Here is a 14,427-nt window from a genome sequence, read left to right on the forward strand (position 1 = left end):
CAGCCACGAGCTGATCAGCTCGGGGCTCGGCCAGGTCTCGCGCGCGTCGGGGCTCATCCCCTCCGGGACCGACAGGTCGTCGGCGTCGACCGGGTCCGGGCGGGCTCCCGCGGACGACCCCTCGAGCGACGGCATGGCCCCCACGCTAGCCTCCTGCGCCGACGCCGAAGTCGTGCCCCCAGTACGAGACGGCGGTGGACTCGCGGGCGACCCACTTCTGGTCGTCGACGGTGAGCCCCTCGCAGCCGTACTCAACGTCGAACCCTCCCGGCGACTTCACGTAGAACGAGACCATCTGGTCGTTCATGTGCCTACCCAGGGTCGCACTGAGGGGAACCTTGTGCTTCCGCACCCGCTCCAGCGCACGGCCGACGTCGTCGAGCTTGTCGACCTCGACCATGATGTGCACGCACTTCGACGGGTTGGGCATCGGCAGGAACGCCAGCGAGTGGTGCCGCGGGTTGACGCCCAGGAACCGCAGCCAGACCTTGGTGCCGGGCTCCTTGCCGACGAACTCCCCGGGCATCGACATCGAGTCGCGCAGCCGGAACCCCAGGGTGTCCCGGTAGAACGCCAGGGCCTCCACGTCGTCGGTCACCGGGAGCACGACGTGGCCCATCCCCTGGTCGCCGGTGACGAAGGTCGCGGCGTACGGCGTCACGACCGGCCGGGACTCGTAGGTGATGCCGTGGAACAGCTCGAAGACGTTGTCGAACGGGTCCCGGAACCGGACCATCTCCTGGACCCGCCGCTCGTCGAGCTCCTCGCGGGTGCCCTCCTCGACCTCGACGCCGGCCTTCTCCAGGTGCTCACGCGCCTCCCGCAGGGCGGCGTGGTCGGCCAGCTCCCAGCCGACGCAGTCGAGCCGGTCGGCGTCGGAGGGGAAGACCACGAGCCGGGCCGAGACCTGGTCGATCCGCCAGTACTGGTGGTCCGGGTCGGGGCCGCGGCCCTCGGCCAGGCCGAGCACCTTCCCCGCGAACAGCTGCCACTGCTCGAGGTCGGTGCTGGCGACCCTGACGTAGCCCATGCTCCTGATGTCGATGGTCATGTGCGCTCCCGGTGGGCCGCGAGGAACGCCGTGGTGACCTCGGCGAACTCCTCCGCCGCCTCGATCTGCGCCCAGTGGCCGCAGTTGGGGAAGACGTGGAGCCGTGCCCGCTTGATCGACTTCAGGGCGACCAGGGCCCCGTCGAGCGGGTTGACGCGGTCCTCGCGGCCCCAGGTGAGGAGCGTGTCGTGCTTGATCCGGTGCGCCTCGCGCCAGAGCATCCCGTCCTCGGCGGATGCCGGGTCGAAGAAGGACATGCCCATCGAGATCATCGCCTCGCGCGCGCCGGGGGCAGTGGCGTCGGCGTACCGGAGCTCGACCAGCTCGTCGGTCACCAGGTTCTGGTCGACCACCATCGTGGAGATGAACGCGCGTAGCGCCTCGCGCGAGGGCTCCAGGTTGAACTCGGTCAGCCGTCTCACGCCCTCGGTCGGGTCCGCGTGGAAGAGGTTGAGCGAGAGGCCGCCCGGGCCCATCAGGACCAGCCGGCCCACCCGGTCGGGGTGCTCGATGGCGAGCCGGGTCGCGGTGCCGCCGCCGAGGCTGTTGCCGAGCAGGTGCACCCGCTCGATGCCGAGCTCGTCGAGCAGCCGTACGACGTGGTCGGCGGCGAACCGGAAGTAGTTGCCGGCCACCGGGGGCTTGTCCGAGCTGCCGAAGCCCGGCATGTCGACGGCGATCGTGCGGAACGACGAGGCGAACCTCGGGATCGCCTGCTCGAAGTTGGAGCGCGCCGACGCGCCCGGCCCTCCGCCGTGCAGGAGCACGAGCGGTAGCCCGGCGCCGACCTCGGGCCGGGCCACGCCCTCGTCGTAGTAGGTGAGGGTGAGGTCGCCCGCCTTGGCACTGTGTTGCTGGAGGGGGTGCTCCACGTCAGTACATCCCGGGGTCGATCTTGTGGCCGAACTCGTGGGCGCCGTACATCTGCAGGGCCCGCTCCGGGTCGTTGGCCGCGTGCACCCGGCCGGCGTGGGCGTCGCGCCAGGCGCGCTGCAGCGGCGTGCCCTCGGTGAGGGCGCGGCCGCCGGAGGCCTCGAAGAGCGAGTCGATCGCGTCGATGGCGCGCTGGGTGCCGAGCACCTGGTCGCGGCGGACCTTGAGCCGGACCTTGAGCGGGATCTGCTCCCCCCGGGCCACGAGCTCCTGCTCCTCGCGGATGTTGTGCATGCTGAGCGCCCAGGCCGCGTCGATCTCGCTGCTCGCGCGCGCGATGCGGACCGCGGCGAACGGGTCGAGGGAGGCCTTCTCGCCGAGGTAGGCCGCCCGCGTGCGCGTCTGCTGCATCTCGACGTGGTCCTGGTAGGCGCCCATCGCCATGCCGATGATCGGCGTGCAGATCGTGGTGGTGAAGATGGAGTGGAACGGCAGCTTGTAGAGGTCGGACGGGTTCACTGCCTGGCCCGGGCCCCTGCACTGGCCGGTCTCGCCCATGCTGAGGGTGAACGCCTCGGGGACGAACACGTCGTCCACGACGATGTCGTTGGAGCCGGTGCCCGAGAGGCCGATCATGTGCCAGACATCGACGATGGTGTAGTCCCGGCGCGGCAGCATGAAGGTCTTGAAGTCGACAACGTTGCCCGCCTCGTCGAAGACCAGCCCGCCGAGCAGCACCCACGTGCAGTGGTCGCAGCCCGAGCTGAAGCTCCACTTCCCGCTCAGTCGGTAGCCGCCCTCGGTCACCGTGGCCTTGCCCGTCGGCGCGTACGACGAGCTCAGCCGCGTGTTGGTGTCCTCGCCCCAGACCGCCTGCTGCGCCTCGTCGGCGAACAACGCCACCTGCCACGGGTGGACCCCGACCACACTGGCCACCCAGCCGGTCGAGCCGCAGGCGCTCGCGATGTCGCGGACCGCTGTGTAGAAGGTGACCGGGTCGGCCTCGAGGCCGTCGAACCGCTGGGGCTGGAGGAGCCGGAAGAACCCGACCTCCTCCAGCTCCTTGACCGACGCCTCCGGGACCACCCGCAGGCGCTCGGCCTCGTCGGCCCGGTCACGGAACGTTGGCAGCAGGTCTCGGACCCCGCCAAGAACCGACTCAGCCGCGGTCTGGGACATCCCGCTCTCCTCCTCGTGGGGTGCGGGGCCAATACTAGAACACGTTCTAGTCTGGTGTCGATGACAGCGCCGGCGCGACCGTCAGCGACCGGCGGCCGAGCGCGCCGCCTCCTCGACCTTGGCCACGTAGGCCGGCCAGTCGTAGCCGTCGTCCATGTTGGGGTCCCCGGGCCGGCGGCCGGCGCGGCCGTCGATCATCTCCCCCACGATGTCGGCGTGGCCGGCGTGCCGGTACGTCTCGGTGGTCATGTGCACGAGGATCTGGTGGAGCGTGACCTCTCCCCGGTCGCCCCACCACGGCACCCGGCCGGGGGTGTCGAGGTCGCACTCCTCGAAGGTCGTCGCGGCGTGCGCCCAGGCGGTCCGGTAGAGGTCGAGCACCCACTCCCTCGTCTCGTCGGCGGTGAGGTAGAGGTCGTCGTTGGGGTCGGCGTCGTCGGCGTGCCAGGGCAGCGCGATCCCGCTGGGCCGGCCGAAGGTGTCGCCGAAGTAGCCGAGCTCGACGCTGGCAAGGTGCTTGACCAGCCCGAGCAGGTTGGTGCCGGTCGGGGTCATCGGCCGGCGGGCGTCGTACTCGCTCAGCCCCTCGACCTTCCACACCATCGCGTCGCGGGCGGACTGGAGGTACTCGATCAGCGTTTCCTTCGGTGGCTGCATCCCACCGACCCTGTCACCGCGACCTCGGTCACAGCCACCGCATTGCGGCTGGTGCCGGACGACCGGCTACTTCCTGCCAAGTGCCTCGGCGAGCTCGTCGCGGCCCGTCTTCGAGCGGCCGGGCAGCCCCTTCGCCCCACCAGCCCGATCGCTCACCGGGACCGGACTTGTCTCCGGCGGTGTGAGCAGAGATGCAGATGGCGGCCACCCACCCACGGCAGCGTCAGGGTCACCGGATATCCGGTGACCCCTGAGCTTCTGTACCGAGATCTCGGCACAGAAGCGGATGGGTCGCTACAGAACCCTCGACCCATGACCGCCGGTGTCCCTCACCGGGCGCAGACGTGCTTGCGGACGGCCCGGCAGATGCCCTCGGCGTCGAGGCCGTGTGCGCGCAGCAGGCCCGAGCGATCACCGGCCCGCACGAACGCCGAGTCCGGCAGCGCCAGGGCGAGGTGGCCGGGAGCCGGCGAGCCCGGTCCCAGGGCGCGCGCGAGCATGTCACCCAGACCGCCTGCGGGGGCGTTGTCCTCGACGGTCACCACCAGCCGGTGCCGGCCCGCGCGCTCCACCAGCGCGGGGTCGAGCGGCGAGACCCACCGCGGGTCGACGACCGTGGCCCTGATGCCCTCCCGGTGCAGCGCGCGAGCCGCGTCGACGGCCGGCGCCGCCAGCGGGCCGAGGGCGACGACGAGCACGTCACCGTCGCCGCGGACCAGCACGTGCGCCGTGCCCCAGCGGCTCGCCGCGGCCATCGGTGCCGGCGGGGTGCCTCGCGGGAACCTGATCGCGGTCGGCCCGTCGTGGCGCACGCACTCGCCCAGGAGCGCCCGGAGCTGCCGGGCGTCCCGCGGAGCGGCCAGCCTGAGCCCGGGCACCAGGCCGAGGAGGCCGAGGTCCCACATGCCGTGGTGGCTGGGTCCATCGGGCCCGGTGATCCCGGCCCGGTCGAGCACGAAGGTGACGGGGCTCCGGTGGAGCGCGACGTCCATCAGCACCTGGTCGAAGGCCCGGTTGAGGAACGTCGAGTAGATCGCGACCACCGGGTGCAACCCGGCGGCGGCCAGCCCTGCGGCGGAGGCGACGGCGTGCTGCTCGGCGATGCCGACGTCGAAGGTCCGGTCGGGGTGGCGCCGGGAGAAGGCGAGCAGCCCCGTGGGGCGCAGCATCGCGGCGGTGATCGCCACCAGCTCGGGGTAGGTGTCCCCCAGCAGGGCCAGCTCGTCGCCGAACACCTCGGTCCACGGGGGGATCGACCGCGACGGCACGTCGTACACCGATCCGTGGGGGGCCACGGTGTGCATCCGGTCGGCCTCGTCGAGCTCGGCCGCCACGTGGCCTCGGCCCTTGCGGGTGACGACATGGACGACGACCGGCTGTTGCAGGGCGGCGGCCGCCCGCAGGGCCCGCTCCACGGCGTCGACGTCGTGGCCGTCGACCGGGCCGAGGTAGCACAGGCCGAGGCTCTCGAAGAGGTTGCCGTGCGCCGACCCCTCACGCAGCTCGCGCAAGTGCTGCGGCAGCCGGCCGGCGGTCTCGTCGTAGGAGCGGCCGTTGTCGTTGAGCACCACGACCACGGGCCGGTCCGGAGCGGCGCCGAGGTTGTTCAGGGCCTCCCAGCACAGGCCGCCGGTCAGTGCGCCGTCCCCGACCACCGCCACCACCCGACGGTCCCGGCGGCCGGTGAGGGCGAAGGCCTTGGCCAGCCCGTCGGCGTACGACAGGGCCGTGGAGGCGTGGCTGTTTTCCACCACGTCGTGCTCGCTCTCGGCGCGGCACGGGTAGCCGGACAGGCCGCCCTCGCGGCGCAGCGAACCGAACGACGCGAGCCGGCCGGTGAGCATCTTGTGCACGTAGGCCTGGTGGCCGACGTCCCACAGCAGCACGTCGCGGGGGGACTCGAAGACCCGGTGCAGGGCGATCGTGAGCTCGACCACGCCGAGGTTCGGCCCGAGGTGACCGCCGGTCCGGAGCACGCTGCGCACGAGCTCGGTACGCAGCTCCTGGGCCAGGCCGGGCAGCAGGTGGCGCGGGAGCCGGCGCAGCTCCTCCGGTCCGGAGACCGACGCGAGCAGCGGTGCGGCACGGGACTCGACCTGGGTCATGGCTCACGCTCCGACCGCGGCCCGCGCCGTCTCGCGCAGCGAGCCCATGGTGGCGATCACCGCCGTGGGCTCGTAGCCGCAGTGGGCCATGCAGTTGGCGCAGCGCTCGTCCTTGCCACGTCCGTAGGCGTCCCAGTCGGTGGTCTCGATCAGCTCCTTGTAGGTCGGGACCCAGCCGTCCTCCATCAGGTAGCAGGGGCGCTGCCAGCCCTTGAGGGAGTACGACGGGATCGCCCACGCCGTGCAGGCGAAGTCGATCCTCCCCTCGAGGAAGTCGAGGTAGAGCGGTGAGTGGTTGAGCCGCCACTTCTTGCGCCGGCCGTCCGCGAAGGCCTTGCGGAACAGCTCGCGGGTCTCCTCCGGACCGAGCCAGTGCTCCTGGTCGGGGGCCTTCTCGTAGGCGAACCCGGGCGAGATCTGCATGTTGTCCACGCCGAGCTCGTCGTTGAGGTAGTCGAGGACGTCGATGACGTCCTGCGGGGTGTCGGTGTCGAAGAACGTGGTGTTGGTCATCACCCGGAAGCCGGCGGCCTGCGCCTGCTTGATGGCGGCCACCGCCTGGTCGAAGACGCCGTCCTTGCAGACCGAGGCGTCGTGCCGTTCGCGCAGCCCGTCGATGTGGACCATCCAGGCGAAGTTGCGGTGCGGCCGGAACCGGTGGAGGTGCTTGGGCAGCAGCACCGCGTTGGTGCAGAGGAAGACGATCTTCTTCCGCGCCAGGAGCTGGCGGACGATCTCGTCGACCTGCTTGTGCATGAGGGGCTCGCCGCCGGCGATCGAGACCATCGGGGCCCCGCACTCCTCGATGGCGCCGACGGCCTGCTCGACCGTCATCCGCTGCTTGAGGATGCTCGCCGGGTGCTGGATCTTGCCGCAGCCCGCGCAGGACAGGTTGCAGGCGTAGAGGGGCTCGAGCTCCACCAGCAGCGGGAACTTCTCGCGCCCGAGCAGCTTCTGCTTCAGCAGGTAGGTCCCCAGCCGCATCGACTGACGCACGGGCATGCTCATGTGACCACCTCTCTCGAGAGCTCCTTCGGCACCGCGAACGCGATGTCCTCCACGACGTCGCCGTGCTCGCGGACGTGCACCGGCCCGAGGCCGGCCAGGCTCTGGACCACGTCGTCCACCAGGGCCGGGGGCGCGGAGGCGCCGGCGGTGATCCCGACCCGGCGGACGCCGGCCAGCCACGACAGCTCGACCTCCGAGACGTCGTCGACGAGGTGGGCCGGCGTGCCGGCGGCCTCGGCCACCTCGACCAGGCGCTGGGAGTTGCTGGAGTTCGGGGACCCGACCACGATCACGAGTTCGGTACGGGCCGCGACCTCGCGGACCGCCTGCTGCCGGTTGGTCGTGGCGTAGCAGATGTCGTCGGTGTGCGGTCCGGCGAGTGCCGGGAACCGCTCGCGCAGCACGGCCGCGGTCTCGGCGGCGTCGTCGACGGCCAGCGTGGTCTGCATGACGTAGGAGACCCGCTCGGGGTCGGGCACGCTCACCCGGGCCGCCTCCTCCGGGTCGGCCACGACCACCACGTGGTCGGGCGCCTCGCCGCGGGTGCCGACGACTTCCTCGTGGTCGTGGTGGCCGATGAGGAGCACGGTCCGGTCGGCGGCGGCGAACCGGCCTACCTCCCGGTGCACCTTCCAGACCAGCGGGCAGGTCGCGTCGATGACCCGGAGGCCGCGCTCCTCCGCCGTACGGCGGACGGCCGGAGCGACCCCGTGCGCGGAGAACACCACAACGCCGCCCTCGGGCACCTCGTCGGCCTCCTCCACGAAGACCGCGCCACGCCGCTCGAGCTCCTCCACGACGTGCCGGTTGTGGACGATCTGGCGGCGGACGTGGACCGGCGCACCGAACCGGTCGAGCGCCGACTCGACCACGTGGATCGCCCGCTCGACGCCCGCGCAGAAGGACCGCGGCGTCGCCAGGACCACCTCACGCTCCCCCACCGCCGCGGCCCACCGGTCGAGGACCGGCGCGGTGCGCCGGAGCGTCGCGAGGGCACGGACGGCTCGCGCGGGCAGCGCCGGCGACAGCAGCCGCTGCCGTGGGGTGTCGGTGACGACCCTCACCACCACGGTGGTCCCGTCCGGCGAGGCGAGCAGCGCGGACTCGGTGTCCACGGCGACCGCGCCCCGCGCCGCGAGCGCGGCCCGGTCCTGGGTGGAGTCGACGACCCGGCGCGTGGTCACGACCGGACCGACGTGGACCCGGAGCCCCGCCCGGCGCAGCTCGCCGGCCACGAGGGGCGCGGCGTGGCTGGGCATCGGGCCGCGCTCGCCGCGCACCTCGCCGGCCACGACCAGGTCGCCGGGGGCGACGTCCGAGGTGAGGGCGCCGGCCAGGCCGGCGACCAGGTCCGGCACGGGCAGGGACGCGCCGCGGGAGCGGCCGGTGCGGACCACGGGGACGTCGAGGCGGCCGCGGAGGGCCAGCCACTCGGTCCACAGCGGCGTCCGGACGACGGGGGCGGTCATGGCCGGCCCCCGCCCCGCTCACGGGCCACGTAGCGGCCGAGCGCCCAGATCGGGAAGACGATCCTGTAGAGCCGGTAGGAGATGTAGAAGTCGCCGGGGAAGCCGGTGCCTGTGTAGAGCAGCTCCTCCCAGCCGCCGTCCTCGCGCTGGGTGCGCAGCAGGTGCCGGACCCCGGTCTCGACCGCGGCCGAGTCCTCGCCGGCGGCCAGCAGGGCGAGCAGCGCCCAGGCCGTCTGGGACGGCGTCGACGCGCCGCGGCCCACCCGGGCCGGGTCGCGGTAGGAGCGGAGGTCCTCGCCCCAGCCGCCGTCGGCGTTCTGGTGCTCCTCGAGCCAGCGGACCGCACGCCGGATCGCTGCGGTGCGAGGGTCGACGCCGGCGGCCACGAGGGCCGGGACCACCGCACCGGTCCCGTAGACGTGGTTGGCGCCCCACCGCCCGAACCAGGAGCCGTCGGCCTCCTGGCCGTCGAGCAGCCAGCGGACGCCCCGCCCGCAGGGCTCGTCGGCGGCCCGCCCCTCGGCCGCGAGCATCTCGACCACGTGCGCCGTGACGTCGGCCGACGGCGGGTCGATGACGGCGCCGAAGTCGCAGAACGGCAGCTTCTCGGCCAGCGTGTGGGTGTTGTCGGCGTCGAAGGCGCCCCAGCCGCCGTCCTTGGACTGCATGCCGGTGGTCCACGCGACCGCCCGGTCGAGGGCGGCGTCCAGTCGCGGCTGGTCGGGGTGGCGGACGCGGCGCAGCGCCAGGACGATCTCGGCGGTGTCGTCGGTGTCGGGGTAGGTGTCGTTGGCGAACTCGAAGGCCCAGCCGCCACCGGGCAGGTCGGGGCGACGTACCTGCCAGTCGCCGCCGGCGGTGATCTGCTCATCCAGCAGCCAGTCGGTGGCGGCGAGCACGGCCGGGTCGTCGCCGGGGACGCCGGCGTCGAGCAACGCGGCGACGGCCAGCCCGGTGTCCCAGACCGGCGACTGGCAGGCCTCGAGCCAGCGGACCGGTCCTTCGGGTGTCTGCTCGTGCACGGTGAAGCCGTCGAGGCCCTCGATCCCGGCCCGCATCGCCGGGTGGTCCAGCGGGTAGCCCATCAGGTGCAGCGCGATCAGCGAGTAGACCCAGGGCGGCTGGATCCCGCCCCACCCGCCGTCGGCCTCCTGCCGGGCCAGGATCCACTCGGTCGCGCGCCGCATCGCGGCCTCGCGCAGCCAGCGGACCGGGCGCCGGGTGTAGGCATGCAGGACGGCGTCCAGCCGCTCGAAGACCCCCGCCAGGGAGGTGACCGACGACCGGGCCGGCCGTGCCCCCGTGCGCAGCTCGGCGGTGTCGATGTCGGCCGGACGCACGGGTCGCAGCGCGCTCACGATCGTCAGCGGCACGATCGTCTGCCGGGCCCAGCAGCCCCAGTTGTAGATGTTCAGCGGGGCCCACGAGGGCAGGAACACGATCTCCGGCGGCAGGTCCGGGCAGTCGTCCCACGACCACAGGCCGAACAGCGAGAGCCACATGTGGGTGAAGACCCGCGCCTGCTCGACGCCACCCGCGCCGCGCACGAAGCGTGCGGCGCGCTGCAGGTGCTCGGCCCGAGCGTCGTCGCCGGCCATCCGGAGCGCCACCCAGGCCTCGACGGTGGTCGACAGGTCGCCCGGACCGCCGTGGAAGGTGGCCCAGGAGCCGTCCTCGGCCTGTTGGGAGCGGATCCAGCGGGCGGTCTCCTCGTCGGTCCGCGCGGTGGCGATGCCGAGGAAGTGCCGGAGCATCAGGTCCTCGGCGTCCATCGTCACGTTGGTGACGAGGTCGCCCTTCCAGTAGCCGCTCGGATGCTGCAGCGACCTCAGGTGGCCGACGGCGGCCGCCAGCCCGGCCTCGGCATCGAGCCGGCTCTCCACCAGTGGCTGCTCCAGGGTCACAGGTCACGCTCCACGACGAACTCGGCGAGCTCGGCGAGCTCGGTGCGGTGGACCGGGTCGAGCTCCGCGCCGTCGAGGGCGCGCAGCGCCCGACGCACCCGGTCACGCGCCTCCTGGACCGCCCAGGCCCGGCCGCCCGCGCGCTCGACCAGCCCGGCGGCCGCGCGCAGGCTCGGCTCCGGGTCGCCGCCGGGAGGTGGCGCGGTGGCCAGCCAGGCGGCCAGCTCGCGACCGGCCGTGCTGCCGTGCTCGACCGCCCAGACGACGGGCAGGGTGCGCTTGCGGGAGCGGAGGTCGGAGAAGACCGGCTTGCCGGTCCGCTCGGGCCAGCCCCAGATCCCGAGCAGGTCGTCGACGACCTGGAAGGCCACGCCGACCTGGGCGCCGTAGTCGCGCAGCGCGGCGACCGTGCGCGGGCCGGCCCCGCCCAGCAGGGCGCCGAGCTCCGCGCTCGCGGCGATCAGGGCACCGGTCTTGCCGGCCACCATCTCCAACCCCTCGGCCAGGGTGACCCGGGTCCGGGTCTCGAAGGACATGTCGAGGACCTGGCCCCGGATCAGCTCCCGGGTGGCCCGGGCCAGCACCCGCGAGGACCGGGCGGCCCTCGGCGACGGCGACTCGTCGAGCACCTCGTGGGCCAGGGACAGCATCGCGTCGCCGACCAGCACGGCGGTTGCCTCGCCCCACACCGACCAGACGGTCTCGCGGTGCCGGCGCTCGGTGTCGCGGTCCATGAGGTCGTCGTGGACCAGCGAGAAGTTGTGCACCAGCTCCACGGCCACCGCGCCGGCCAGTGCGTCCTCGGCGGTCCCGCCGACCGCCTCGGCGGCGAGCATGACCAGGCTCGGCCGCAGCGCCTTGCCCGGGTTGGCCGACACCGGCTCGCCGTCGCGGGTGCACCAGCCGAGGTGGTAGGACGCGACCAGCCGGGTGTGCTCGTCGAGCCGCGCCACGGCCCGGCGCAGCGCCGGGTCGAGCAGCTCACGGCCCCGGCCGAGGCTGGTGACGGTGGTTCGGCCCGTGAGCTGGGCGGTCATGCGGTTGCCCCCAGCGCCGTGCGCTCGGTCCGGCGGCCCAGCACGGAGGCGACCGCGGCCTCGCCGCTACGGACCGCGCCCTCCATGGTCGCGGGCCAGCCAGTGTCGGTCCACGCACCGGCCAGGTGCAGGCCGGGCAGCCGGGTCGCCGTGGCCGGCCGCCACTTCCGCGAGCCCGGCGCGGCCCGGAACGTCGCCTGCGGCTCCCGAGTGACGAAGAAGTCGAGCACCCGCGCCGACCTCGACCGGGGCAGCAGCCGGCCGAGCTCGGGCAGCGTCCACTCGCGCAGCTCGGCCACCGATCGGCCGAGCAGCTCCTCGGCCGCGGAGAGCGAGAGTGCGAGGTACTGACCGGTGGCGGGGTCCAGCCCCGAGCCGGCGGTCCGGTCGAAGACCCACTGCAGCGGGCTGTCCACCGCGGCCACGAACGGCTCGTCGAGCACCGCGCTGTCGAGCACGACGTGGACGTTGACGATCGGGCTGCTGCCCAGCCGCGCGGACCAGCCCGGTGCCAGGTCCAGGGCGTCCCCGGGCAGCAGGTCCTCTGACACGGCGGGCCCTGTGGCCACGACGACGTCGTCGTAGGTCGTCGGCAGGCGGCCCACCCGGGTGCGGAGCTCGACCCGGACCCCGGCGGCCGCGAGGGCCCGCGCCGCGGCGTCACCGTGCAGCCGCTGCAGCGGGACCCGCACCCAGCCGATGTCGCCGGCGTCGTTCGACTCCAGCAGCCCCAGCTGGAAGACCGTCGCGGCGAGGGCCAGCGAGGCACGCTCGGCCGGCGCGTTCAGCGTCGCCACCCCGACCAGGTCCCACAACGCCTCGACCGCCCTCGGACCCTGGCCGCGCCGGGCCAGCCAGCGGCCGAACGACTCCTCGTCGACCGCCGGGTCGTCGGGGTCCACCGATCCCAGCGCGAGCGCGGCGCGGGCCGCGGAGACCCGGGCAGCCGGCGGCAGCCAGCGGTACGCCGCCAGCGCACCCGCCAGGTGCAAGGGCGCGGGGAGGGCCGAGCGGCGCAGCCGGGCCACCCGCGGTGAGGCGCCGCTGCGCACCGGGATGTCCATCCGCGGCTGCAGGGAGACCAGGTCGGACACCCCGAGCCGGTCGAGCAGCCGGCGGTAGGACGTGCAGCAGCGGAGGAAGACGTGCTGACCGTTGTCGACCCACAGGTCGCCGGCCCGGGACGAGCGGCGGAAGGAGTGGGTGAGGCCGCCGAGCCGGGGCCGCGCCTCGACCAGCGTGACCGAGCGGCCGGCGTCGGCCAGCCCGAGGGCGGCGGTGATCCCGGCCAGCCCTCCCCCGACGACGAGCACCGTGCCACCCGCCATCAGCCGACCCCCGCCAGCGAGGTGAGGGCGACCCGGGCCTTCTCGCCGACGCTGAGCGAGAGCCGGCGGTCGTAGACGATCGTGGGGTCGGCCTCGATCCGGGCCAGCAGCCGGTGGTAGATCCCGGCCATCGCCCGGCAGGACGCCGCACTGCGCCGGTCGAGGTGCGGGACCAGCCGCAGGCCGAGGGAGTACCAGTCCTCGGCCCGGGCGGCCGCGAACCTGAGGTACCCCGCCAGCCTGGCCTCCGGGTCGGCCAGCGCACCGATCTCGTCGAGGCACAGCTCGACGCCGTACCTCGCGAGCTCGTCGGCGGGCAGGTAGACCCGGTCGTTGCCGAGGTCCTCGCGGACGTCGCGCAGGATGTTGGTCTGCTGCAGCGCGATCCCGAGCTGGTCGGCATACTGCGGGGCGGCCACGTGGTCGTCGCTGCCGAAGATCGACAGGCAGAGCCGGCCCACCGAGCCGGCCACGCAGCGGCAGTAGCGCACGAGCTCCTCCACGTCGGCGATCCGCACCGGGCCGGCCACGTCCATCCCGACGCCCTCGACGAGCTCCTCGAAGGCGCTGAGCGGGACCGGGAAGCGGCGGGCCGCGTCCGCGACCGCGACGAGGACCGGGTCGTCGGAGTCGTCGAGGGCGACGAGGTCCTTGCGGACCTGCTCCAGGGCCGCGCGTTTGTCGGCCACCGGCAGGTCGCCGTCGCCGATGTCGTCGATCCGCCGGGCCAGTGCGTAGAGGGCGCACAGCGCGTCGCGACGGTCGGGGGGCAGCAGCCGGATCCCGTAGAAGAAGTTCTTCGCCTCGGTCCGCGTGATCTCCCGGCATCGCTCGTACGCCTCGCCGACGGTCCCGGCGACCGTGCCCGTGACGCTCATCGCGGCCTCCCGACCAGGCTGCGGCCCAGCAGGACGACGAGCCGCGCGGCCGTGCCCGGCCTGGAAGCACGGGCGCTGCGGGCCAGCACGTCGCCGTCGGTACGCCGGAGCGCGGCCGCCGTCGCCCGTCCGCCGGCGACGAAGCCCGCCACGCAGGGCCGGGCCCAGCCCTGCACCCGGTCGACGATGCCGGCCCCCGACTCCAGCAGCTCGGCGGCCTGCTCGACCTCCTCGCGGACCAGGGCGCGCAACGCGGGGCTCGCGGACGCGGCGTCGAGGTCGGTCTCGGGGACCCCATGGCGGCGCAGGTCCTCCTGGGGCAGGTAGATCCGGCCGGCCCGCCGGTCCTCGCCCACGTCCTGCCAGTGCTCGAGCAGCTGCAGGGCGGTGCACACCCGGTCGGACAGCGCCAGGGTCAGCGCGTCCGAGGCCTGGTCGAAGACACCGAGGACCAGCCGGCCGACGGGGTCGGCCGAGAGCCGGCAGTAGCCGCGCAGCTCCTCGAAGGTCTCGTAGCGGTTGACCGTCTGATCCATCAGGTTGGCGGCCACCAGGTCGTGGAAGGGCTTGGCCGGCAGGTCGTGGGCGCGCACCGTGATCGCCAGTCCGGCCAGCACCGGGTCGGTCACGGCGCCGCCGGTCCAGATCCGGCTCAGCTCGGCATCGAGCTCCTGCAGCTGCACCGTCCGGTCGCCCGCCGCGGAGTCGCCGAGCTCGTCCACGGTCCGGGCGAACGCGTAGAGGGCACGCAGGTCGCGGCGGTACCGGGCCGGAAGCACCCGGAGCGCGACCGGGAAGTTCTCCTGCCTCTCGAAGCGATCGAGGGCGAGCCGGGCCTCGTCCCGGCCGGCCCGGGACCGTGCAGAGACAACCACCTTTTCATCGTGGCCTGTGCCGGCGGCCGAGTCTGTGCCCCGGGAGCAAGCGATCGTCGGCCG

At 73.6% G+C, this 14,427-nt stretch carries 12 protein-coding genes; all 12 read right to left on the reverse strand.

Annotation, left to right across the window (positions count from 1 at the left end; genetic code table 11):
* Positions 1 to 145: 145 nt before the first annotated feature.
* Positions 146 to 1,051, reverse strand: a complete 906-nt coding sequence (gene hsaC, locus VFV89_RS07510) for an iron-dependent extradiol dioxygenase HsaC (RefSeq protein ID WP_329705298.1) — start codon at positions 1,049 to 1,051, stop codon at positions 146 to 148.
* Complete coding sequence (gene hsaD / locus VFV89_RS07515; protein ID WP_329705299.1) at positions 1,048 to 1,923, reverse strand: 4,5:9,10-diseco-3-hydroxy-5,9,17-trioxoandrosta-1(10),2-diene-4-oate hydrolase; 876 nt, start codon at positions 1,921 to 1,923, stop codon at positions 1,048 to 1,050. The genes hsaC and hsaD overlap by 4 nt, the downstream gene beginning before the upstream one ends.
* 1 nt (position 1,924) lies before the next feature.
* Positions 1,925 to 3,103 (reverse strand): 3-hydroxy-9,10-secoandrosta-1,3,5(10)-triene-9,17-dione monooxygenase oxygenase subunit, encoded by a 1,179-nt coding sequence (hsaA, locus tag VFV89_RS07520; RefSeq protein WP_329705300.1) that lies wholly within the window; start codon positions 3,101 to 3,103, stop codon positions 1,925 to 1,927.
* An 81-nt stretch (positions 3,104 to 3,184) separates the two neighbouring features.
* The gene (locus VFV89_RS07525) at positions 3,185 to 3,760 is read right to left on the reverse strand and encodes a DinB family protein (protein ID WP_329705301.1); all 576 of its coding nucleotides are present in this window, start codon (positions 3,758 to 3,760) and stop codon (positions 3,185 to 3,187) included.
* Between the two features lie 329 nt (positions 3,761 to 4,089).
* The gene (locus VFV89_RS07530; RefSeq protein WP_329705302.1) at positions 4,090 to 5,865 is read right to left on the reverse strand and encodes a 1-deoxy-D-xylulose-5-phosphate synthase; all 1,776 of its coding nucleotides are present in this window, start codon (positions 5,863 to 5,865) and stop codon (positions 4,090 to 4,092) included.
* A 3-nt stretch (positions 5,866 to 5,868) separates the two neighbouring features.
* Entirely contained in the window at positions 5,869 to 6,873 is a 1,005-nt protein-coding gene (gene hpnH, locus VFV89_RS07535; protein WP_329705303.1) for an adenosyl-hopene transferase HpnH, read from the reverse strand.
* Positions 6,870 to 8,342 carry a 4-hydroxy-3-methylbut-2-enyl diphosphate reductase gene (gene ispH, locus VFV89_RS07540; RefSeq protein ID WP_329705304.1) on the reverse strand — a complete coding sequence of 491 codons (1,473 nt, stop codon included), beginning with the start codon at positions 8,340 to 8,342 and terminating at the stop codon, positions 6,870 to 6,872. The genes hpnH and ispH overlap by 4 nt, the downstream gene beginning before the upstream one ends.
* Complete coding sequence (gene shc / locus VFV89_RS07545; RefSeq protein ID WP_329705305.1) at positions 8,339 to 10,246, reverse strand: squalene--hopene cyclase; 1,908 nt, start codon at positions 10,244 to 10,246, stop codon at positions 8,339 to 8,341. The genes ispH and shc overlap by 4 nt, the downstream gene beginning before the upstream one ends.
* A complete protein-coding gene (locus tag VFV89_RS07550; RefSeq protein ID WP_329705306.1) occupies positions 10,243 to 11,283 on the reverse strand; it encodes a polyprenyl synthetase family protein in 1,041 nt (346 codons plus the stop codon). Before VFV89_RS07550 ends, shc begins: the two co-directional genes overlap by 4 nt.
* A complete protein-coding gene (gene hpnE, locus VFV89_RS07555) occupies positions 11,280 to 12,611 on the reverse strand; it encodes a hydroxysqualene dehydroxylase HpnE (RefSeq protein ID WP_329705307.1) in 1,332 nt (443 codons plus the stop codon). The genes VFV89_RS07550 and hpnE overlap by 4 nt, the downstream gene beginning before the upstream one ends.
* Positions 12,611 to 13,489, reverse strand: a complete 879-nt coding sequence (gene hpnD, locus VFV89_RS07560; RefSeq protein WP_329705308.1) for a presqualene diphosphate synthase HpnD — start codon at positions 13,487 to 13,489, stop codon at positions 12,611 to 12,613. Before hpnD ends, hpnE begins: the two co-directional genes overlap by 1 nt.
* Positions 13,486 to 14,364, reverse strand: a complete 879-nt coding sequence (gene hpnC / locus VFV89_RS07565; RefSeq protein WP_329705309.1) for a squalene synthase HpnC — start codon at positions 14,362 to 14,364, stop codon at positions 13,486 to 13,488. Before hpnC ends, hpnD begins: the two co-directional genes overlap by 4 nt.
* Between the last annotated feature and the right edge of the window lie 63 nt (positions 14,365 to 14,427).

The sequence above is a fragment of the Nocardioides sp. genome (assembly GCF_036274455.1).
Classification (GTDB): Bacteria; Actinomycetota; Actinomycetes; order Propionibacteriales; family Nocardioidaceae; genus Nocardioides.